Genomic DNA, 23,433 nt, shown 5'->3' on the forward strand with positions numbered 1-23,433 from the left:
CGGCCGAGGGCCCGCAACCGACGGCTGTGAAAACGTCGGTCAATTTGCGTCGCTTGAAACGGGTAGGCGCCCGCCCCTCTTTTTTGGACTACCTTGTCTCGCTATGGGACTATCGTCATTTCATTTATTATGATGCGAAGGCGCGCGTTACGACCAACAATGAAAAGGACAAGCTCGGGAGCTTGTGGCTCATCATAAGCCCCATTCTGAATGGTTTAATGTTCTTTTTTGTGATGGGTGTTCTACTTAAATCCGGTAGAAATATTGAAAACTTTGTATCGTACCTGATTATCGGAGTATTTCTATTCCAATTTTCAACGAGATCTATAAACGCTAGTAGTCGAGCGATATTTTCAAATAAAAATGTAATTCATGCATTTAAATTTCCTCGAGCTTCTCTGGTAATATCGACAAATCTACGAGAGCTTCTTTTAAATATTCCGGTAATCTTAACTTTGATGGCACTAGTTATCGTATTGCCACCCGACGAACGTCTATCAGTTAAGTGGTTTCTGATAGTTCCAATTATCGTTCTACAATTTATTTTCAATGTAGGCGCTGGTCTAATTCTTGCAAGATTGTCGGCAAGATACAATGATATCAATCAAGTACTGACCTACGGAATGCGCGCTTGGATGTATCTGTCGTGTATGTTTTTTTCGATCGAAAGATTTTCAGAAATGCCCATTATTATGAAGATCATGGAACATAATCCACTTTATCAGGTACTATTTATGGCGCGTGAAGCGTTGATCTATGACAAAACACCCTCTTGGAACTCGTGGATCATATTGTCTTTATGGGCCTTCACAATGTTGGCTGTGGGTGCGGTTTACTTCTGGAAAGCTGAAGAAAGCTATGGTCGTGAGTTCTGATCTGAATTTTTTGGAGTATTCACCGGCTGTTGTCATCGACAAAGTCAGCATGACATACAGGACAACTTCGAGAAAATATGACCCGGCCGAAACGAAGAACAGTAGATTTTCACGACTGCGAAACCTGCAACGTCAAACCACATCAGTCGAAGTCTCTGCGCTAAAGGGCTTGTCTCTCGTCGTAGAGCACGGTGAATCGGTCGGCATCATAGGTAGAAATGGGTCAGGAAAGAGCACTCTACTGAAAATAGTTTGTGGCCAGATTCCACCAACATCCGGGGTAGTCTACGCATCGGCCACTCCTGTAATGCTGGGAGTTAACGCTGCTTTACTCCCGGCACTCTCCGGCGATCAGAACATTGTTCTCGGATGCTTGGCAATGGGGATGTCGCATGCTGAGATTGACGGCAAATATGAATCTATAGTTGAACTGTCGGGTCTGGAGGATGCGATTCATATGCCCATGAATTCTTATTCGTCGGGCATGGCTTCACGTCTGCGTTTTGCCATCGCTGCGAGCATCGATCCGGAAATTCTTATTATTGATGAGGCTTTGAACACTGGTGACGCCCAGTTCAAAGGTCGGACTCTAAAACGGATGCACGAATTATTGAATAACGCCGGAACAGTCTTTCTGGTCAGTCATAGCCTATCGACGGTAATGGAAATGTGTAGCCGAGTTATTTGGTTGGACGATGGAGAGCTTTTGTTTGATGGGGAACCTGCTGCAGCAGTCAAGTTCTATCGCTTGTTCACGCAACGACTTGCTGGAGGCGACCGGGTGGGCGCCTTGAAGTTGCGTCGTCGATTGATTCATGATCTTGAGGTTGCAGAAGTACTGGATCGGAACTCTGAGCGTAGAAATCGAGGTTCCAAGTGAATAATTTGGAGTCCTTCAGAAAGCTTGTATGGCACTTTCGTACAGGAGGTTTTCGCCAACTGAAGGTGTGGCGCCAACGAGACCGGATCGAGCGGGGGATTTTAGACCTGGAGAATGCACGTGGCGCGGAAGGAGTGTGGAGCGGCCGCCGTTCGCAACGCGCACTCCAGTTCAAACCAGCCCCGGAAGGTAGGAAAGGTAACAATGTCAGCGGTGTAAATGTTGCCGTCATCCTGGACGATTTTTCGGCGGCAGCTTTTGGATTCGAGTGGAATTGCGTGTCCCTGACTCCTAAAATGTGGCAGAAACAGATGGAGGAAACCAAGATTGACTTGCTTTTCGTGGAGTCGGCTTGGTCCGGGCCCACCAGGATTTGGGCGGGTAAGATCGCTGGCTCGAATGCGGACCACAGCGTTCTAAAAGAGATAATTGACTGGTGCAGAATGAATTCTGTGCCAACAGTCTTCTGGAATAAGGAAGACCCGGTGCACTATGAGGACTTTATCGAAGCTGCCAAGCTCTTTGATCAAGTGTTCACCACCGATTCGAACAGAGTGACAGAGTATCGCCGAGATCTAGGCCATGATCGGATCGACGTCCTGCCGTTTGCTGCCCAGCCAGCCATTCACAATCCCATTCGCCCCCGCTATGGGTGGCGGAGTCGCGATGTTGCATTTGCTGGCATGTATTTTGCGGATAAATACCCTGAACGTCGTGAACAACTCGATATTCTACTGGGTGCAGCTTCAGACGTCTCGGACAAAATGCCAACCGGGCTTGAGATATTTTCACGTCAGTTGGGAGGTGACACCAAGTATCAGTTCCCTGAACCATATTCTTCAAAGGTTGTCGGATCCCTTGACTACGCTCAGATGCTGACCGCATATAAGGCCTACAATACTTTTCTGAACGTAAACACTGTTGTAGATTCGCCAACAATGTGTTCTCGGAGGATATTTGAAACTGTGGCATCAGGTGCCAACATTGTCAGTACGCCAAGCCCAGCAATCGATAATTTCTTCAGTCCCAGTGAGGTCTTTTCCATCGGATCTCGGGCTGAAGCGGCCGATCTACTATTGGCTCTTCATCGCAATCCCGCTCTGGGCGAGCGGCACCTGCACCGGGCCCAACGAAAGATCTGGAAATCGCACACTTACCGTCACCGCAGCGAACAGGTACTTCGATCTGTTGTGCCGGATCTGATTCAGGAACGCAAACGAGCAACGGTTTCGGCGCTAGTCTCAACCATCAGGCCTCATCAATTGGAACATGTCTTCCGTACGATTGCTGGTCAGGTCGATGTTGAAGTTGAACTCGTCCTGCTGACGCACGGATTTACTCTTGCGCATGGTGAGTTGGCTCTGATGAAAGAGAAGTACGGTGTCTCTAGCGTCACGATCCTGACAGCTGGCCGTGAGAAAACACTTGGGGAATGTTTGAACGACTGTGTGAGGGCTGCTCAAGGAGATGTTCTGACCAAAATGGATGATGACGACTTCTATGCGCCGCATTACCTTAGTGACCAGCTCCATGCCCTCGAATATTCTGGGGCAAGTGTCGTTGGTAAACATGCTCACTATATGCATTTGGCTGAACAAAATGCCACAATACTCCGGTTCCCGGAGCGAGAACATAAATGGACTCGCACGGTAATGGGACCAACGATTATGGCCAGCAACGAAGTATTCTCACAAAACCCTTTTGCTAACGTTGGAAGTGGTGAGGATTCACAGTTCCTCCAATCAGTTCTTGATGGTTCGGGAACTATTTATTCATCTGACAGATTTAATTACTGTCAGCAAAGGTCCGGTGTTGATCATACCTGGTTGGTTTCGGATATGAGTCTGATCGCAGGCAGTGACTTAAGATTTTTTGGACAATATCAATTCGAAGTTTCCGTTTAGGGGAAAAATGCAGAATTCATTCACAAGTGTTGCTGTTATTGGCCTGGGCTACATTGGGCTTCCGACGGCTGCCATTTTGGCCAGTAAGGGTGTGCACGTTGTTGGTGTTGACGTCAACTCGAGAAACGTTGACGCTGTCAATCAGGGCGAGGTTCCGTTCGTGGAGCCAGACCTGAGCGGTTTCGTCGCTGGAGCAGTCAGTAAGGGTAAATTGTCGGCATCCCTGGTGACTCCGAAAGCGGAGGCCTATATCGTGGCTGTTCCGACACCCTTCTTGGCTGACAAGTCCATGGATGATAAATACATTCGTGCTGCCGCCGAGGGAATTGCGCCTCAACTAGTTGGCGGAGAGCTGGTTATCTTGGAGTCCACATCCCCTCCAGGGACCACCAAGATGCTGGGCGAGTACTTGATTGAGCTACGGCCCGACTTGAGTTTGGTCGCCGGCAAAGGGAAGCCCGTTCTGCATGTGGCCCACTGCCCCGAGCGAGTACTGCCCGGTCGAATCATGATTGAGATGGTAACCAATGATCGAATTATTGGCGGGCTGACTGTCGAGGCGGCTGAACGTGCAAAGGAACTCTATGCTATTTTTTGCCAGGGTGAACTGTTAACAACAGATGCTGCTACCGCGGAAATGGCGAAACTGGTTGAGAACTCATATCGTGATGTAAATATTGCGTTTGCCAATGAGCTGTCCGTCATCTCCGATAAGTTAGGCATTGACGTGTGGGAGTTAATTCGGTTAGCGAACCACCATCCTCGCGTGAATATTCTTCAGCCGGGTCCCGGCGTTGGCGGACATTGCATCGCTGTTGACCCCTGGTTCATTGTCGCCGCGGCCCCGGATGAATCAAAGTTGATCCGACAAGCTCGAGAGACGAATGATGCAAAGCCAGGTTGGGTCGTTGAACAAGTGGCCCGATTGACCGGGGAACTGACCGATCCTAAAATTGCCGTGCTCGGTCTTGCCTTCAAAGCCAACATTGACGATCTCCGCGAGTCCCCAGCTGTGGTAATTACACAGGAGTTGAGTCGTAAGTTGGATGCCGCAACTCTCCTTGTGGTCGAACCACATGTAGATGAGCTCCCCAAATCACTTCTTGGCTTGACAAACGTCCAGTTGTCTCCTCTGAACGAAGCTCTGGATCAAGCTGATGTAATTGTTGTGCTTGTCGATCACGATGTCTTCAAGAACGTCGACCCGGCTGCCTACGAGAATGTTCCTCTCGTCGACACCCGTGGCATCTGGCGCAAGTAGATCCGGAATACTCCTGAGGCGGAATCAATGAAGCACGACGACGAAGTAGCAAAGGTATCAGCCATTAAGTTGGCTAAGCGTATTGAGCATGCACGCGACATAGATGCGCTGATTGTTAAATATGAAGGAGCCCTAGCAAGACTTAAGAGGCGTGAAAGGGAAGTCGAGTCGCTGCGCCGTGGCCTCGCGGCGTCAGAGGCGGCTCGAATCGAGCAACGTGCTGCTTCTGTTGCGCTGACCATTGAGGTAGCGAACCTAAAAAAATCGTTGATAGCGCTTCGTGGCTCGAGAAGCTATCGACTGGGTAGGGCCATTAGTCGTCCATGGCAACTCGTTGAGCCTGTGCGCCGATCGCTCACAGGCATGAAATCTTCCGCAAAGCTGCCATCAGTCAAGGCCGCACCACAGCTGGCGGCCAGTCACCTGAGTGGGGATTCAAGCGAAAAGAAACAGCTTCTTCGCAAGGCGGCCCCCGTCATACCGGATGCGGGGCATGACTCAACAACGGTTGAGAGCCACTACAACTGGTTGTTGAATCAGTTCTTGGATTCGCCGTCAAGGGGCAGTGCCATCAAAGTGATCTACTTTGACTACTTCACCTGCGGTTCACTCAAGCGGCCGGCAGACTTCATTCAGGAGCATGCCAACCTACTCGCCGAGGTTACTCCAAAGGAACTCAAAGTCTTGGGCAACATACAGGGGCAAGCCGCTCTGCTCGTCGAGGCGCCAGCTCTCCCCCCAAGGCAGTCAAATATCGGATATCTGGCTGAACGTGGGCGCATAATGTATTGCGCCCATAGCTCCGGGCACTTCAACAGTAACGGTTATTCAACTCGAACGACCGGTTTGGTTGGTGGTCTGCAGACAGCCGGAGAAGACGTGGTAGTTGTAGCACGGCCTGGTTATCCGTGGGATTCCAAGGTCGACATTTCTGCTCGTGAAACTCAGCGGTTTGAACAGCAAATCAACGGTGTGCCTCACGTTTTCAATCCTGGTCCCAGCTGGACTTCGGATCGATTGGATCAGTACCTAGCGGAGGCTACTGATATTTTTGTTCGCGAAGCCCAGAGGAACCGAGTTTCGCTTATGCATTCGGCGTCCAATTACGTTACTGCTCTGCCTGCACTTATCGCAGCGCGGAGGATGGGGGTACCTTTCGTCTATGAAGTGCGGGGGCTTTGGGAGATAACGGAGCTATCCACAAAATCATGGTGGGACAAATCTGACCGGTTCAAGTTGGCCAAGAAATTGGAAAGTCTTGTGGCCACCAACGCTGATCGTGTTTTGGCCATTACGGGTCAAGTTCGGGCAGAACTCATAAATCGTGGCGTAGATCCGGCAAAGATATCTCTCCTACCAAACGCTGTTGACACCAATGCTTTCGCCCCGATGCCGGCATCCCGGCGGTTACGTGCGAAGTTGGGTATTGACGACAAGACCACAATTGTGGGTTATGCGGGTAGCCTCGTTGCCTATGAAGGTGTCGCTGACCTCGTTTCTGCAGTTGGCAGTCTCCGGACGGATGGACGAGACATTGCGCTTGTTGTGGTAGGAGATGGACCTGAATTTAAAGCACTGAAGGAGCAGTCCAATGCTCTGGGTCTCAGTGACTGCGTAACCTTCACCGGTCGAATCCCGAGTACTGAGGTTGCGGCGTACATCAGCGTGTTTGACATCATGCCCTGTCCTCGACGGAAACTGCAGGTCACTGAGATGGTCTCTCCCCTGAAACCGCTAGAGGCGATGGCCTGCGGAAAGGCCATGATACTTAGCGATCTTGCTCCAATGAGAGAACTCGCCGGCAGCCACGGTGAGCGGGCATTGCTGGCAGTTCCAGGAGATGTAGAATCATTGTCATCTGCCATCACTGCATTGATGGATGATGACGCCTTGAGTCGGTCGATGGCAAGGAGAGCCCGGCTTTGGACCATACGGGAGCGTACCTGGATTCAGGCAGGTGCTGTGGCTGTGGCTGCGCATCGTGCAGCAAGAGAAGACTACCGTCTGTTGCAGCCGGGTGTACCACTGGGAGGCTTGACTATTGCGATCATCTCCGATCAATTCACAATGGAGGGCCTCAAGCCCGAAGTAAACCTGGTTGTGTTGCGCCCAGACTCTTGGCGAGAACAGCTAGTTAGCCAACCCGTCGACGCATTGTTTGTTGAATCTGCATGGGAGGGGATCAATGGACTGTGGCGGCAGAAAATTGGATTCTATGACGACGAGAAATTCGATGATCTCAAACAGATTCTAGCTGCATGTAACAAGATGGCTGTTCCGACGATATTTTGGAATAAAGAAGATCCGGTCCATTTCAACCGTTTCCGGAAAACTTCAAAGTATTTCGACCATATATTCACCTCGGATGCCACGTGCATTAAATCTTACATGGACAATGCTGGAATTAGGCAAAAAACTGTTTCTTCGCTTTCGTTTTATGCTCAACCGAAGTTGCATAACATTCTCCCCAGCATGAGGCAATATGAGCACACTGTTAACTACGCAGGGTCCTATTACGGAGAACGGTTTGCTGAGCGTTCCGCCGAGCTGGCCAAACTATTGACCGCGGCAAGTGATTACGGCCTTTCCATCTATGACCGTCAACATTTGAATCCGGACAGTCCTTATCGCTTCCCTGAAGAATTATCGCGATATGTTCATGGTGGGCTCGACTACTCCGAGATGGTCGAGGCTTATAAGGCACACCCCGTCCATATCAACGTTAACTCTGTCGCAGATTCGCCCACAATGTTCTCCAGACGCGTCATGGAGATTGCTGCGTCGGGAGGCGCTATTGTCAGCGGCAAGGGCCGGGGAGTCGAGGAAATATTCGCAGGACTTGTTCCAGTAGTCAGTAGCAAAGGCGATGCGGGGCTCCTCATCAGGCAATGGCTTGGGGACGAGGAGACTCGGCTACGTGACACTTGGTTGAGCTACAGAATGGTGCATCGTATGCACACTGCCGCTCACAGGCTTGCCTACGCGCTACGGACTGCAGGTCTGCAGGTGCAATCGCCTGAGCCAGAGAAATATGGTGTTTTCGTCGAGAGTGTCACAGCGCAGGTACTGGCACAGCTGGCAAAGCAGACCGTACTTCCAACACAAGTGTTTTGTTTGACTGACCAGGGATCCGTTACAACAGACATTCCAATCACCACGGTTGAGTCCTATCCCGATGCCGTAGTTGGGGCGAGGAGCCTTGGACTGAATTGGCTCGGTACTTTGGGAACTGAAGCTCTTGATCGCACATCGTTTGAGGATCTGCTAACTGCTCTGAGCTTTGGTACATGGGGGGTAGTTTCGTCGACGTCAGATGGACTGGACACTCCAGGACTGGGAATGGCCCATGAAGGAACACCGGACCCCCGCCACGCAAAAATGTCGGCCATAACCCAGCGGGCAACGCGATCGCTAGTTCTTAGGAAGCCGGTTGGCGACAGTCCAGTGGCACCAAGTGCTAGTGCGCCATACCACCCCGAGAAAACCTTGCGTGTACTAGTTGCTGGTCATGATCTAAAGTTCGCCGGCGGCATCATCCGTAAGCTGAAATCTGACGGACACAAGGTCACCATTGATGAGTGGACGGGGCATAGCGGTCACGATGAAGAGCTGAGTCGTTCTCGTCTGTATGACGCTGACGTCATATTTTGCGAGTGGACTCTTGGAAATGCTGTGTGGTACTCCAAAAACAAGTCTCCGAACCAACGACTTGTCTCGAGGTTGCACCTGCAAGAGTTGTCGACTGCATACCTGGACCGCATAGATTTCAACAGCGTGGATTCGGTGATTTTCGTTGGCCAGCATACGGCGGACGTGGCAATTCGTGATCACGGAATTCCAGCGGAAAAGACCACTGTCATCCCAAACTATGTCGACGTAGCCTCTCTGAGTAAAAACAAAGCTGCTAATGCCCGTTTTAACCTCGGTCTTGTTGGAATAATCCCTGAGCGGAAACGTTTCGATATCGCTCTTGACATACTTACTAGTCTGCGAAGCAAGGATGATCGATTCCAGCTGTTTATCAAGGGAAAACGGCCGCAAGATTACTCATGGATGGCTGACCGTCCAGACGAGATGAAGTTCTACGAGGAACAATTCTCACGAATCAAAAGCGATCCTTTACTGAAAGATGCCGTTCATTTCGACGGACATGGTGATGATATGCCTGAATGGTACAGCAAGATCGGAATAGCGCTATCACTCAGTGATTTCGAGTCCTTTCACTTAACTCTTGCTGATGGAGCAGCCTCTGGCTCCGTTCCGTTGAGTCTTGCGTGGCCGGGTGCAGACCAGATATATCCGGAAAAGTGGCTCTCAGCCGATGCACCCAGTCTGGCTCAGGAGATACTCGAAGTTACCAGAACCCAAGAAAATTGGTTGGAACGCTCGCAGGAGGCCCGAGAATTCTCAAGTCGGAACTTTGATGAAGCCCTGGTCTTAGACCGAATACTGGGAGAAATTATTGGATTTTGATTCTTTTAACAGAATCAGTTGATTTAGCGGACAATATTTAGCAAAGGCTCAGCGGGACCATTATGCATGATCAAGTAAATGACCATACTAGTTTTTTCGATCTTCGAGGGATTGTGATTCATCGTCTTCCGAGCGGGGCTGCGTTTGAATCAGCCGGACGAGTGAGGACTTTCGAAGAATCCAAGTGTTTCGTTCGGCCAGGGTTCCCCGACATTCCATTCTCAGACGGTGAAATGTGGTCTGACGAGTCTGATCGGGCACAGTCGCGGTTCATGCATGGGCTCATATTCTTTGCAGATTGGCCCCTGTCGATCAAGAACGATTCCACTGGTGGGTTGGCGGCGGCAGCAATTAACATAATTCAATGCTGGCATTCACGTTATCCTTCGCCTCAATCTTTGAATCCGATGGCATATCATGATGAGACGACAGCTCAACGGATGATAAATCTTCTTGCGATACACAATGCATGCATAGGCCATTTGATGGATCAGGACCTGAAATGGTTAGAAGAGATTTTGGATGAAACAGCCAGTCTTCTCGAAGATAGCGAATTCCATTCCACTGGGAACAACCATGGAATGTTCCAGGATATTGCTCTAATAAATTATTCTGTACTTGCTAGTTGGCGTGACGACACTGCGAGAGTGAATTCTTTTGAAACTGGCGAACGACGCATTCGCCAATATTTCCTGTCCTGCTTTACTTCCGAGGGTGTACATCGAGAAAACACTCCCACTTACCATTTAATGATTTGTCATCAATTGAAATCACATCTGGAACTTATTCGAATCATTAACCATCCAGATCTAGAAGTTTTGACTGAAATTTTTAAAAAGGCATCAATTTTTGCAACTCACAGCATAATGCCGTCAGGAAAATTCCCTCCTGTCAGTGACACGACGCAGAAAAGTCTAGAATGGCATGCCTCAAATCTTTTCGAAGACAATAACTTCAAATATGCTGCCAGTCGGGGACTAAAAGGTGAGATTCCCCAAGAACGGGTTCTGCTACTAGGTGACTCTGGATACATGATCTACCGCTCGTCCTGGAGTGATCCTAATGCAACTTTTGCATACTTCCACGCTGCATATAATGCCGACTATCACAAGCATTCAGATGATCTATCGTTTCTCTTGACCAGCAATGGGATTGATCTAATAACTGAGGCTGGTCCTCATGGCTATAACTATAAGGATCCGGCGACTGTCTTTGCCTATGGACAATATGCTCACAATAATATAGTCGTTAATCGTAGAAGTGTTCGTCGTACAGATAATAAATCCGACACTGTGCGGATGTTCGTTGAGGACGATAGCGTTGATAATCTTTCAGTTAGAGGTGTCACCCAACGTCTTTATGAAACGAAACATAGCCGCACGGTAAAAATTTTGGAAGTGGAAGGCGAAACTAAGATAGATGTATTGGATACCGTTGAATCGGAATCCGAAAATGACTTTGATTTGGTCTGGAACCTAGGTCCTGATGTAGTTCCAGTCGTGCATGGTCAAGGATTTGAGTTGTTCCACAAAGGTGTCAAAGTCATGGATGCTCTAATGACAGCTGATGTTCCCCTCAAAATTAGTTTGCAGCGGGGCGCGACTTATCCGATACGAGTTGGGTGGCGTTGTCCAACATTTGGCGTGTCCGAGCCTAATAACGCCATAGTTGTTTCATTTCGTGGACTCCAGGCAAAGCTAGAGACTAAATTTCGATTAAAGTCATTCAATTATGTGGACAGAAAACTATTGGAATCAGCAGTAAAATGGGAGCGTTTCCAAGGACGTTCTAGCATTAATTACTCGATGACTCGAGCGTCAAGTCCGGAAGGACGCGATGTTCTCGTCGTCGTATTTTCCGCTATTAGCGGACCTGGTGATTTCACCTACAATTACCGTTCAACTTTAGCTGACTGCACGGCTAATATCCTTTATATATTGGATGATTTTGGCGATCAGGGATCATATTACTATAGTGACCATGGCGATACGTACATTTTTGAAACTACACAAGATTTGATCCGTCAAAAACTCGACGAATTGGGTCTGACAGGATTGGATATGGTGACCGTTGGGTCATCTAAGGGAGGTTCCGCGGCCCTTATCCATGGGATTGCTGCGGGTGCAGGTGATGTTTTCGTTGGGGCGCCCCAAACTTGTATTGGTTCTTTTCTAGAGAAGCCGCATCCAAACGTGTTGGGGTTCATGGCGGGAGGGACATCCCCCGAGCATATTCAAATGTTAGATGACGTAATTTTCTCGCTTACGGAAAAAACGCCAGTACTTCCTGCGATCTCTATTCTGGTCGGTGAAGCTGACCACCACTACAAGAATCATGTTTTGCCTTTCGTGGCGCACATGGAAAGACTGTCGCATGACGTAAAACTGGACACGCGTCCAGGTCTGCCGCATTCAGAGATTGGCCCGGTCTATGGCCGAGCGCTTCGGCAGTTCCTGTCGTCACGATTGGAATCTAAGACTGGGAATCTGGAACCAAGAGCACGACATTTTGGACCTGCAGCCGTGATAGCCTCACTGAAAGGCGAATCGTCGATACTTCTGGAACTTAGTGGACTTCAAGGTAACGATGTTGCTTTGAATTTGTATAGGGATTCCAGCGTAGTTTCCAATATTCCGTATTCTCGCATCGATAGACATCGGTGGCAGGATCTGGACGTTGGTCGTTACCGGGTTCGTGTTTATTTGAGAGACAACGCTGACCCGACAATGAGGCAAGCATTCACAACACAATGGGTTGAGGTTAGGGGTTAGTATCTTCGTGGAAGTGGCCCAAGTGGAAGTCTAAAGTCGTTTGCCGCACCTTTTCGTTTCGACGATGAACCGAAGGAATGAATAGGGCAGTGGTTCTCGTCTTTACTTGGCGCTTGTAGGGCGAAATACTCACTACAATACTATGGCAAGCGTATAGAATAACGGAGGCTGGTTGATTTTGGTCGCGGACAACGGTATATGGGCGACGTTAACTGCTAGGTGGAAGGATTTACTTACCGGTCCTGATGGAGGCGCATTTACGTCGACTCTTGCTCTCCATCGGTTTGATGATTCTGTAAGTCAAATTCTGACGACTAAGGCAGAACTCTTACTCGAAGTTGGTCGACGACAGACTGGGTCTGAGTCATGGAGACTAGCAAAAATAGCCAAATTATTGTCTCTAGCGTCGGTTACGGACAATTCGATCTATTTTGAATCCAAAGAAGCACGTAGGCTTGCGATTTCGCTTGTTACTGGATTAGTAGATAATAGTTATTTTGAAGGAATGAATGCAGAAGGGAATTGGTGGGAGTGGACAATAGGGATTCCACAGCGCCTAACGGATTGTTTATTGCTTATTGAGGCTGACTTTTCGCAGGACCTGCGAGATCGAACTATTTCTGCAATTTTATACAATATACCCGATCCAAGAATAAATAGATGGGCCCGCACGAATGGCAATCGTGTAATGACAAGCGCGAATTTAGTCGACCAATCGTATAGCCTCATAGGAATCGCGATTCTACGAAATAGCTATGCAGATATGACATCAATGATCGATGTTGTGGAACAAACCATGAAGCTTGTCAGGGCGGGTGAGGGACTTTATCGGGATGGTTCATTTATCTTCCACAGAAACGTTCCCTATAATGGAACTTATGGGGCCGCTGCATTTCATGTTATGTCGATTACGTGGCGACTTGTGCATGGAACGGAATTTAAGATGGCGTCTGAGGCCCACCTTTATTTAGATTTCTTCGCCGAGCACGGACTTGCCCCACTGCTAGCTGACGGCGGTTTTTTACCGATGGTTTGTGGGAGAGCCATGGGACGGGAAGGAATTATAGTTGATACTCTCGGAACCCTTTCTGACCTAATCGGATTCGGAATGTCCCTACACCAAGGTGTCGGGACGTGGCTGCTAGATTTGTGGTTTCGCGCTGGTAAGTGGGCACAGGACTCCCTCACGAGGGTGCCTTGCAATTGCGACGCGATGACTTCCGTGAGTTCCTGGTTTAATTTGGCCGATGAGGCGCTGCTGACTAGTTTCGAATTGCCTACGGCATCGAACCGAATGACATGGTATTCCACGATGCTCCGGGGCATTTACAGAAGTAGATTTGGATGGTCGGCCGGATTCGCTTTGAGTGACTGCAATGTTTCCTATTTTGAAAACGGAGCAGGTGAGAATTTGAATGGATATCATTCGGGGAACGGAGCCCTATTTGTACAGGTTCCGTCGGCTCTAACTGACAGCTCATCAAGATATTGGGCCACAATTGCCGCGGATAGAGTCCCAGGAACTAGTGTTGATATTTCCGGCAGCTTTGATGCGGGTCGCCCGTGGGATAATTTAGCACCTAGTAATTCGTGGGCTGGTGGAGCGGTGGCCGAGAATGGCGTAAATTGTTTATCACAAGATGTGAGGGGCTATCAGTCAAGTCTTCGGATATCTAAGTCTTGGAATGTTAGTGAGAGTTCAATCGTTTGTGTCGGTTATATAATCGACTCGGGATTCGGTGAAGTTCGTACTACAATTCACACATTTAGAGATCGCCAGAGACGCGATTTTTCCGTGTCTAGCGAAGGATCTATTTTCCTGGATGGCTGGGGATGGATTTGTCCTTTAGACGGTTCTCTGGACGTTGATGAATCGAGCTCTACGGTTGATGGCGTTAATTGGTATTGGTTGACAGTCTATATGAATCATAAGGATGCTAGGCGATCATTTTCGTATTCTATTATTCCGTTGTCGGATTCACAGGAAGAAAAAATGAATAATCTGTCTCAAGATTATTTTAAGAATCCAGTGGTTCTTCAGAATGACAATTCGGCCCAGATTGTATCTTTGGGTAAAGAATGCTTCACTGCGGCCATCCGTTCAGCCGGCAAGTATTTTTTGTCCGAATCAAATTACATCGATGTTTCCAAGGCCTGTATTGTGGTTATTCAGTGCAGTGAAGGAGAGTCTAGTTTGACTGTCTGCGATCCAGAGGACGGCCAAGGTCGTATTGATATAGGACTCAGCTACAGCAATATTGATAGTCCAAGTCATCCTCTGTATTCAAATTTGAGTCTGGAGAATGTAGGCCGCAATTCACAAACGCTACTGCTGAATTAATTGTGGAAGCTGATCTAGTTACCATGGAAGGCGTGAGAGGCTCCTATTTCAGGTCGTTCATGGGTGTGGAGTGCTGAATTGGGCGAGTGGTATTTAGAAGGGTCGTTCTGCTGAACAAAGGGGCCAGCTCATCTAGATTCGCCCCTGATTGACCTCTCCCATGTCTCGATTACGCTTCGCCACAGTGCCTCGTTAGGGTGTCGATTCCCGGCCCCAAGACCAATAATCACACATCATGTGACAAAGTTTCTGACACATCTTTCGATATTCGATTTGTAAGTTTTATCCGAATGCGGGCCGTTAGTCTATTCTTGTTGCCCGCAACTGAAATGTGCGTACCTTAGTACGCACCGACTTTGCGAGATACCTGCGAGATCTATTCGTGTTAGTTCAGTTTGACCAGAACCGCCGGAGCAATTGCCGTGGACGCTGGCCTTGGGTCCGGCTGTGAGGTTAGGGGTGATTCCACTGCGACGAGGAATAGAGCCGTTGTCGAGGTGGCGAGGCTCGGGTGCTGCAGCTAGTTGTTGGGCAAGTATGTATCCTACGAAGCGATATTGCAATCAGTCTCTCACCAGCTAGTGAAGCGAACCATGCGTCGAAAATTAGTATTGCCCATTTGGATGGTAATTGGACTGCTGCCTCTGGGGCCGGCTGCCATGTCTGCATACCAATAGATTTTTTCTGTTCGGACAGATGCCGCTGGCCACGCCCATCCTTGGTCATCAAAGACATGGTTGGGTTGTGATGCTAGGGCTCCAAGGTGGTAGTTGTTGGCTGGCGAATGTAGATAAAATAGAATAGGGTATGAGTGATTGTAGATGTTGCTTGACAACGAGGCGTCCTAGGATGAGCATCGCAGTCGTCACAAATACCAGACAGTCCAGACTCAACTTTATCGCTCGGATGAAATGGATAACATGCAGGGACGTATTTTTGATTTCGGAGTGAACGATAGCTCGGATTTTGGATTCACATTGAAGGATTCAACAGGTTCCCGGGACATACGGTTTACACTCCCGGAAAGGTTTGTACCGTCCTCGGATTTGATTGCGCTGAGTCTCTGCACTTTGATAGGTCAGAAGTATTCTGAAATTGAGCTGGACCTGGCGATCACAGACAGAACCCGTCGGTATATTTCTGCCATAACAAATTCGGAGATTAAATCAGGCCGCGCGGCGCTGCCGGACAGTGCACCTCCTGGACGGACGACGGCGTTGAACTTCAGTGGAGGGTTTGACTCGCTTGCCGCTCTGGCTCTTATGCCCGAAAACCGGAAGCTGGTTTCCCTAGATTTCGGAGGTTCCTTCGAACGTGAAAGTAAGTTCTTCAATAGTTTTGATACCACTGTCGTTAGAACAAATTTCCGTAATCTAGGATTCGCCAGTAACCATTGGACTTTCATGGGGATCGGCACGATTCTCCTCCGAGACTACTTGGAAATAGAAACATACAGTTTTGGATCGATTCTGGAAGCGTCACCTTGGAACTTCAAGCAATCACATTTTACCAATAAGCCTCAACCCGTTTTTGCTGCGGCGGACATGGCGCAGTTCAATCCGGTACTTGGACTCACCGAGGTGGGCACGGTCATGGTAATAGCAAAACATCTACCAGAGTTATTCGCAAAGAGTCTGAGCTCTTTGGCGGCACCGAAGTCGGAGAAGCTGAATAGAAAAATTATATTGCTTAATATTGTTCAGGAACTATTTAGCGATGATTTCGGAATATCGGTTCAACAAGACACAACCGAAGCACATTTTGAATTCGGCAAAAGCTTGGCTTCCGATTTCCTTTCTTTGTATATCTGCAAACGAAAAGGCAAGAAGAAGGCTGAAGAGCTCGTGTCCAAGATTCCGCATGATATAGATTCGTTTCTCAAGGGAAGAACTCTGGATTTCTTCGAGAAGATCAATCCTATTTTTACGGCTGCGTGGTCTTTCGATCAGAAACAGCAAGTTTATTCTAAGTTATTGGCGGCCAGGGTCGAGATTTACAATGAATTAGATTGGTGTGAATACAGGGACACCATCGCTTATTTGTCGACTTGGCATCCGAGCTTGAAATCATGATTTGTCTCCTCGGCAGACTACCATCCACAGAATGAAGGCGAATAGCATGAACACACAACCCATTGGCGTCATGGGATGCCTGCCTAAGTTGCCTGACAGCTTTCCTATCTATACGCCGGAAAATTCCGGAAATATGGTGCATGCTAACGCTCCGCTACTAATGTACCCGAATAGTATTTACTCTTCTGATGCGCACATAAAGCTTTCGGGTCAGGGGAGCTTTCGGCCTTTTGTGAATAATTCGTGTAGTCACCTGATTGTAACGCTTGCAAATATGTTGATCTTAGGCCGTGAAGATGGAACAGCTTATGCTAGATTTCAAAAGTCTTTGGAGCAGTATAATAAGCCAATCGTTGTATTCGGTCTTGGTGTTCAAGCCAACGGCTATGATTTAGAGAACGCGACGCTGCCCCCAGAGGCGATCGAGTTAGTACAGTTTTTGAGTTCGAGAGCTTCACTTCTCGGAGTACGTGGTGAATACACGAAGAACGTTGTTGAGAAATTAGCAGGAGTGAAGAACGCCTATGTGACAGGATGCCCATCACTGTATTCGAGGCCGGGAATGCTTGAAGATTTGTATAGGAATTCCAAGAACGGCATTCGTTTTGGCCGTCCGGCCGTCAATGTCACTAATCTGCAGCGTCCTATCGAGAGAGTACTTCTAGGGCGTGCAATTCGGGCTGAACATTACCTTGTAGAACCAGTTTCCCGTGCCTTTCACGATTATTTTATTAGGATTTCTAGTAGAGAAAATATGGAAGTTCCCTACAGTATGAAGCCTCTTAAGCGGGAATTTCCTGATCTTTTTAGTGAGAAATCGACAATTCCTGATTATTTTATGAAATACTACCGACTTTTTCGAAGCTTAGACAGCTGGACTCAGTTCAATATGGAACATGTCTCGTTCACTTATGGAACGCGATTCCACGCAAACATGTCCTCAATTCTAAGTGGAGTTCCGGCGTTGTGGCTCACTCATGACGCGAGGACTCGCGAGTTAGTTGAATTTGCCAATTTACCCAGCATGGCCCTGGAAGATATTGGTCAAATTGAACCTGAAGATATTCATAAAGCTATTGACTTTGAGCCATTTTTTGATTCAATTGGCGGCAAATTTGAATCTTTCAACTATTACTTGACAGAAAATGGTCTGCCGTCAATCAAGGCACCATTTAAGTCGGTTTTGACGAATGTGTCTGGAGTGTGAGATGGTAGTTAGCCAAAAGAACGTACTTTATTCAATCGAGCTTGCGAATTTGTTTTCTAGTTTCGGTATTGGTTTGAGCTGGAGGGCTTCATCGCCTCGTGCAATGCCATCCAAATTTACGTTTCGCACCGATATCGAGATCGAACAATACGCTGGTATATATGCTGGCGGGAATTTGTGCACGATTGGTGCATTTTCTTATTCACATTCGCCGTTGCAGCCTGGAATGTCTGTAGGTCGTTACTGCGCGATCAGCTGGGGTCTGTCTGTTACGGGTCCGCGTCACCCCTATGAGTGGCTTACCGTAAGCAATATTACCTACGAACGACACTCGCCGAACATCCAAGCTTACTTAGAGTCGCGCCCTGATTCAATTATGTTCCGTGATGCGAGGGTTTTCGAAAAACCTATGCCAATAATTGGCAACGATGTGTGGATCGGCCAGAACGTGACTTTGAATCGTGGCGTTAGAATTGGCCATGGTGCCGTAATTGCTGCTTATTCAGTCGTCACCAAGGATGTGCCCGCATATGCCATTGTTGGTGGTAATCCAGCTAGGATCATAAAATATCGGTTTGTTCAGCGTGTTATCGATGAACTTTTGGATCTTCAGTGGTGGAAGTATGAGCCGGCGAGTTTCATGAAGCGTGACATTACTGATATTAATCAATTCATTGACGAGTTCAAGAATGTAACTCAGGATCTTGAAGAGTTTAGACCAATGAAGATAACCTCGGTTGATTTGTTGAGTATTGAAGATTGACTGAAATTTGGCTCGTTTTCGGTTACGGCTACCGTTGTGGCTCTACCGAATCCGGAGAGCATTATCAGGGCTCTTCGTGGTTCGTAGGGGATTGAGATCTTGATTTAGCTATGCAAAGGGTTCGTGGCCCTACTGGGATGAGTAGTATCTGTGCATTCGACCTGAACAGGACCACGAGCCTTGAACGACCCTCCCGTTGTGGCAGTCGATGCCGTAAAGATGCTTCTTAATCTCCTGGACTCAGGACTCCGGACATGCTTGGGTGACGGGTTTGCGGGTTCGTTGATTTATCAGGGTTTCCTTGGGTAAAAGACTGTTAATTTTGCCCATTATTCGATAAAATAGATCCAAGAAACAACGCCTCTTGGAAGGGTGAAATGATGAGTGTCATGACTGCTCAACCTCCTCTTCCTGTGGCGATGGTTTCCGGTGCGGTCCCGCTGGGCCTAGCCGGGGAACTCCTGAGGAATGCCGATGGTGGTGGCACTGTTTTCCTGCACGGACAAGCCTCGTTTTCCTGGGACGCTGGCGATGAAGCCGGCCGCCGCTGGGCAGCGGTGAAACTAGCGGCGATGAAAGTTGCCGGGGTCGGTGAAATTGCCGCCGTCTTCGATGTCGACCCATCCACAGTGTGGCTGTGGAAGCAGCTACTGCTCGAGGGTGGCATTGCCGCGTTGGTGCCGGAAAAGAAGGGGCCGAGGAAAGCCTCCCGACTCAGCGACACTGTCATCACCCGAATCGTGGAACTGCGCAGCACCGGCCTGTCCCAGCAGGCCGTCGGCAACGCTGTCGGCGTCTCGGAGTTCAGCGTCCGCCGTGCCTTGAAAATCGCTGCCGAACAAGCCGCTGCTGACGCTGCGGAAACACCCACCGCCGATGAAGCTGAAGCCTTGGAACCAGCCCAGCAGCCTGAGCTGCCGCTCCAGCCGGCCCCGGCACCACGCGCAGCGGAACGTGCCGCCGCCGGACTGCTTGAATGCGCAACCCCGGTGTTTGCCCCGGCCGCCCACGTTCGCCATGCCGGACTGTTCCTGGCCTTCCCGGCACTGGAAACCACCGGCCTGCTCGCCTGCGCCAAGGAGGTGTATGGTCCCTTGCCGAATGGTTTCTACGGCCTGGAAACCATCCTGATCGATAGTGTGCTGCGGGCGTTGGCTGGGGAAGCCCGGGCCGAGGGTGCCACCCGCTTCGACCCGGTTGAGCTCGGACGCGTGTTGGGATTGGACAGGGCCCCGGAAGTAAAAACCATCCGCCGCCGGATCAGCCAACTTGCTGAGGCCGGCAACGCCGGGGAACTGATTGCTGCCCTGGCCAAACACCACCTGGCCGGCACCGGCCCGGGCGGGGAAGATCTGGCAGCGATCCTCTATGTTGACGGACACGTGCGCGCCTACCAAGGCACGAATAGAATAGGGAAAATCTACTCCACGAGATTGAAATTCCCCGTCCCGGCGACCGAGGAAACCTGGGTCACCGACGCCCAAGGATCCCCCGTCTTCGTCGTCATGGCCAAACCGGGCGCGTCCCTGGCCGCCGAACTCCGCGACCTGCTGCCGGAACTGCGCACAGCGGTCGGGGACGACCGGCGCGTGTTGGTCGGCTTCGATAGGGGCGGCTGGTCCCCGGCGTTGTTCAAGCACATGGATGCGGCTGGTTTTGATGTGCTGACCTGGCGCAAAGGCACCACCAAAGACATCGAAGGGAAAATGTTCACTGAGGTGTCCCACACCGACGACCACGGGGAGACACGCAAATGGTCGGTCGCTGACACGCTCGTTGACCTACCCTTGAACACCACCAAGAAAACCGGTGAAGTCTTCAGCATCCGGCAGATCAGCCGGATCGTGGGCACCGCTGGTGGCGGCACGAGGCAAATCCACATCCTCACCACCGACCGGACCATGAGCGCTGGGGAGGTGGTGTATCGGATGGGCAATAGGTGGCGGCAGGAAAACCAGTTCCGCTACGCCCGCATGCACTTCGCCCTCGACTCACACGACTCCTACACCAGCACCGATGACGATGAAGACCGGATGGTGCCCAACCCTGCCAAGGCCAAGGCGTACCAAAAAGTCGTGGCCGCCCGGAATGCTCATGCCGAGGCCGCCGCCATCGCCGATATCAACCTGATTGCGCTGAAAACCCCGGCAGAAGGCTCCACAGAACTGGCCGTCACGGTCACCAGCGCCATGCACAACCAAGCCATGGCACCCCTCTGGGAAGCAGAAACGGCGCTGATCGCAGCCGAGAAGGCCCACAAAGCCATTCCGGCGAAGCTCCGTCTCGGGGAGTTGAACCCGGGCCAGCAAGTCCTGGATACCGAGGTGAAGCTGATCCACACCGGGATCCGCATGGCCGCCTACAACACCGCGATGACCATCGCCAGGGAGATCCGCACCAACACCGACTACCGGCGCGCCAACCAAGAAGCCCACGCCCTCATGCGCCAGATCTTCAACCAGCCCGGCGACATCAACACCACCCAACCCGGCTACCTCACCATCACACTGGACCCGTTACCGACCAAGGCCAAAACCGCGGCCGCCGCCGAACTCTGCAACCACCTCACCAGCACAAAAACCCGCTACCCCGGGACCAGGACTCCGGTCATGGTGAGGTAATTGTTGTGGGTTGTTAGGCGTGGTTCTTGATTTTGTAGCGCAGAATGAGCTCGGTGCCGGGGTAGCGTGTTTCGGTTGCCGTGAGGTGGGCACAGAGCTCGGCGACGGCCGCGGTTTTCGCCTTGGTCGGCAGCGGGTCCAGGGTGATCGTGAGGTAGCCGGGGGCGGTGGGATCGATGTCGCCGGTCTGGTTGAAGGCCTGGCGCATGAGTGCGTGGGCTTCCTGGGTGGCGCGTTTGTAGCCGGTGTTGGTGCGGATCTCCCGGGCGATGGTCATCGCGGTGTTGTAGGCGGCCATCCGGATGCCGTGATGGATCAGCTTCACCTCGGTGTCCAGGACTTGCTGGCCGGGGTTCAGCTCACCGAGCCGCAGCTTCGCCGGAATGCCCTTATGCGCCTTCTCGGCCGCGATCAGGGCGTTTTCTGCCTCCCACAGCGGCGCCATGGCCTGGTTGTGCATGGCACTGGTGACCGTGACAGCAAGTTCATTTCTGCCTTCTTCCGGGGTTTTCAGGGCCATCAGGTTGATATCGGCGATCGCGGCGGCCTCGGCATGGGCATTCCTGGCGGCAACAACTTTTTGGTAGGCCTTTTTCTTGGCCGGGTTCGGCACCATCCTGCCCTCATCGTCACCGGTGCTGGTGTAGGAGTCGTGGGAATCAAGATCGAAGTGCATGCGGGCGTAGCGGAACTGGTTTTCCTGCCGCCATCTCGCTCCCATCCGATACACCACTTCCCCGGCCCCCATGGTCTTGTCGGTGGTGAGGATGTGGATTTGCCGGGTCCCGCCGCCTGTTGCCGCCACGATGCGGCTGAGCTGCCGAATCGAGAGGACTTCCCCGGTCTTCGCAGTCGTGGCCAGGGACAGGTCAACGAGAGTGTCCGCCACCGACCAGGTCTTCTCCTCACCATTTTCGTCGGTGTGGGAGACCTCTTTGAAGAGATCCTCTGCCACGTCTTTGCTGGCGCCTTTGCGCCAGGTCAGCACATCAAACCCCTTCTCATCCATGTGTTTGAACAGGTCCGGTGACCAGCCGCCACGGTCAAAACCAACCAGCACGCGCCGCTCATCCCCTACGGCTGTGCGTAGTTCGGGCAGGAGGGTGCGGAGCTCACCGGCCAGCGAAGCGCCGGGGGCGGCCATGACGACGAACACGGGGGAACCCTGGGCGTCGGTGACCCAGGTTTCCTCGGTCGCCGGGACCGGGAACTTCAACCTCGTCGAGTACAGCTTTCCGATTCTTTTGGTGCCTTGGTAGGCGCGCACATGCCCGTCAACATAGAGCACCGCGGCCAGATCCTCATCGCCCGGCCCCATGGCTGTGAGGTGGTGTTTGGCCAGGGCAGCAATCAGCACCTGGGCCTTGCCGGCCTCGGCCAGCTGGGAGATGCGGCGGCGGATCGTTTTCACTTCCGGTGCCCGGTCCAACCCCAGCACTCGGCCCAGCTCCACCGGGTCGAAGCGGGTAGCTCCCTCGGCCCGGGCCTCCCCAGCCAAAGCCCGCAGGACCGCGTCGATCAGGATGCTGTCGAGCCCGTAAAACCCATCCGGCAAAGACCCATACACCTCCCTGGCGCAGGCCAGCAGGCCGGTGGTTTCCAGGGCCGGCACCGCCAAAAACAAGCCAGCATGGCGGATGCGGGCAGCCGGGGCAAACACCGGGGCTGCGCAGCCCAGGAGTCCGGAACGTGCCGCTGCCCGCTCCCCGTCACGGGTGACCGGTGCCGGCAGCACAGGCAGTGGCAGCTGTTCCGCCGGCTCAAGGGGCACCCCAGTATTCTGGGAAGATTCAGCGGCCGAAGTTTCCGTCATGGAGGTCATGGCCATGGCGCGCCGGACCGTGTCAGTGGAAACCCCGGTCGCTTCGGCGGTCGCCCGCAGGCTCGCCCCGCCGGCACGAACATCACGGATTTCTGCCGCTTTCGCATCCGTGAGCAGGGACGGGCGCTTGGGCCCCTTCTTCACCGGCGCCAAACCCATCAGGCCTGCACCTTCAAGGGACTTGCGCCAGCGCCGCAATGACTCCGTGTTCACGCCGAAACCAGCCGCAACCTCGTTGACCTGGGCCGCGCCCGTATCGACAAGCTGCGAAGCCGCCAGACGGCGCAACCCGTCCTGGCCGGCACCCCATACATAGGCCAACTGCCCGTTGATGAAGACTTTTCCGCCCAACTCGTTTTCCAGCAGGGCTGCATGCTCGCCCACGGGCACGGCGCCGAGATCCGGCAGCAGGGGAAGGGCAGTTTGGGTGGTCATTGAAACCA

The 23,433-nt window shown here is 51.2% G+C and carries 12 protein-coding genes; 11 read left to right on the forward strand and 1 reads right to left on the reverse strand.

Annotated features, from left to right (window positions below; genetic code table 11):
- Window positions 1-26 precede the first annotated feature (26 nt).
- The 11 genes from AB0P14_RS06025 to AB0P14_RS06075 all read left to right on the forward strand — a co-directional run bounded on the left by AB0P14_RS06025 (window position 27) and on the right by AB0P14_RS06075 (window position 21,168).
- A complete protein-coding gene (locus AB0P14_RS06025; protein WP_363839040.1) occupies window positions 27-875 on the forward strand; it encodes an ABC transporter permease in 849 nt (282 codons plus the stop codon).
- Window positions 865-1,755, forward strand: coding sequence for an ABC transporter ATP-binding protein (locus tag AB0P14_RS06030; protein WP_363839046.1), 891 nt, complete (start codon window positions 865-867; stop codon window positions 1,753-1,755). Before AB0P14_RS06025 ends, AB0P14_RS06030 begins: the two co-directional genes overlap by 11 nt.
- Window positions 1,752-3,659, forward strand: coding sequence for a glycosyltransferase (locus AB0P14_RS06035; RefSeq protein WP_363839049.1), 1,908 nt, complete (start codon window positions 1,752-1,754; stop codon window positions 3,657-3,659). The genes AB0P14_RS06030 and AB0P14_RS06035 overlap by 4 nt, the downstream gene beginning before the upstream one ends.
- Window positions 3,660-3,666: 7 nt before the next feature.
- Window positions 3,667-4,920 (forward strand): UDP-N-acetyl-D-mannosamine dehydrogenase, encoded by a 1,254-nt coding sequence (gene wecC, locus AB0P14_RS06040; protein ID WP_363839375.1) that lies wholly within the window; start codon window positions 3,667-3,669, stop codon window positions 4,918-4,920.
- A 27-nt stretch (window positions 4,921-4,947) separates the two neighbouring features.
- Window positions 4,948-9,393 carry a glycosyltransferase gene (locus AB0P14_RS06045; protein ID WP_363839052.1) on the forward strand — a complete coding sequence of 1,482 codons (4,446 nt, stop codon included), beginning with the start codon at window positions 4,948-4,950 and terminating at the stop codon, window positions 9,391-9,393.
- 272 nt (window positions 9,394-9,665) lie between these two features.
- Complete coding sequence (locus AB0P14_RS06050) at window positions 9,666-12,164, forward strand: heparinase II/III family protein (protein WP_363839055.1); 2,499 nt, start codon at window positions 9,666-9,668, stop codon at window positions 12,162-12,164.
- Window positions 12,165-12,336: 172 nt separating this feature from the next.
- On the forward strand, window positions 12,337-14,505 hold the full coding sequence (locus tag AB0P14_RS06055; RefSeq protein WP_363839058.1) for a polysaccharide lyase family 8 super-sandwich domain-containing protein: 2,169 nt from the start codon (window positions 12,337-12,339) through the stop codon (window positions 14,503-14,505).
- Between the two features lie 911 nt (window positions 14,506-15,416).
- Window positions 15,417-16,577: a hypothetical protein gene (locus AB0P14_RS06060; protein WP_363839061.1), complete on the forward strand. Its 1,161-nt coding sequence runs from the start codon at window positions 15,417-15,419 to the stop codon at window positions 16,575-16,577.
- A gap of 46 nt (window positions 16,578-16,623) precedes the next feature.
- Window positions 16,624-17,784, forward strand: coding sequence for a polysaccharide pyruvyl transferase family protein (locus AB0P14_RS06065; protein ID WP_363839064.1), 1,161 nt, complete (start codon window positions 16,624-16,626; stop codon window positions 17,782-17,784).
- 103 nt (window positions 17,785-17,887) lie between these two features.
- Window positions 17,888-18,547, forward strand: a complete 660-nt coding sequence (locus AB0P14_RS06070) for a CatB-related O-acetyltransferase (RefSeq protein WP_363839067.1) — start codon at window positions 17,888-17,890, stop codon at window positions 18,545-18,547.
- A 389-nt stretch (window positions 18,548-18,936) separates the two neighbouring features.
- Window positions 18,937-21,168 (forward strand): putative transposase, encoded by a 2,232-nt coding sequence (locus tag AB0P14_RS06075; protein ID WP_363839070.1) that lies wholly within the window; start codon window positions 18,937-18,939, stop codon window positions 21,166-21,168.
- 13 nt (window positions 21,169-21,181) lie between these two features.
- Here AB0P14_RS06075 and AB0P14_RS06080 read toward each other — a convergent pair whose 3' ends face one another.
- Complete coding sequence (locus AB0P14_RS06080; RefSeq protein ID WP_363839072.1) at window positions 21,182-23,425, reverse strand: putative transposase; 2,244 nt, start codon at window positions 23,423-23,425, stop codon at window positions 21,182-21,184.
- Window positions 23,426-23,433 lie beyond the last annotated feature (8 nt).

Origin of the sequence: Specibacter sp. NPDC078709 (assembly GCF_040686795.1) — a bacterium.
Taxonomy (GTDB): domain Bacteria; phylum Actinomycetota; class Actinomycetes; order Actinomycetales; family Micrococcaceae; genus Specibacter.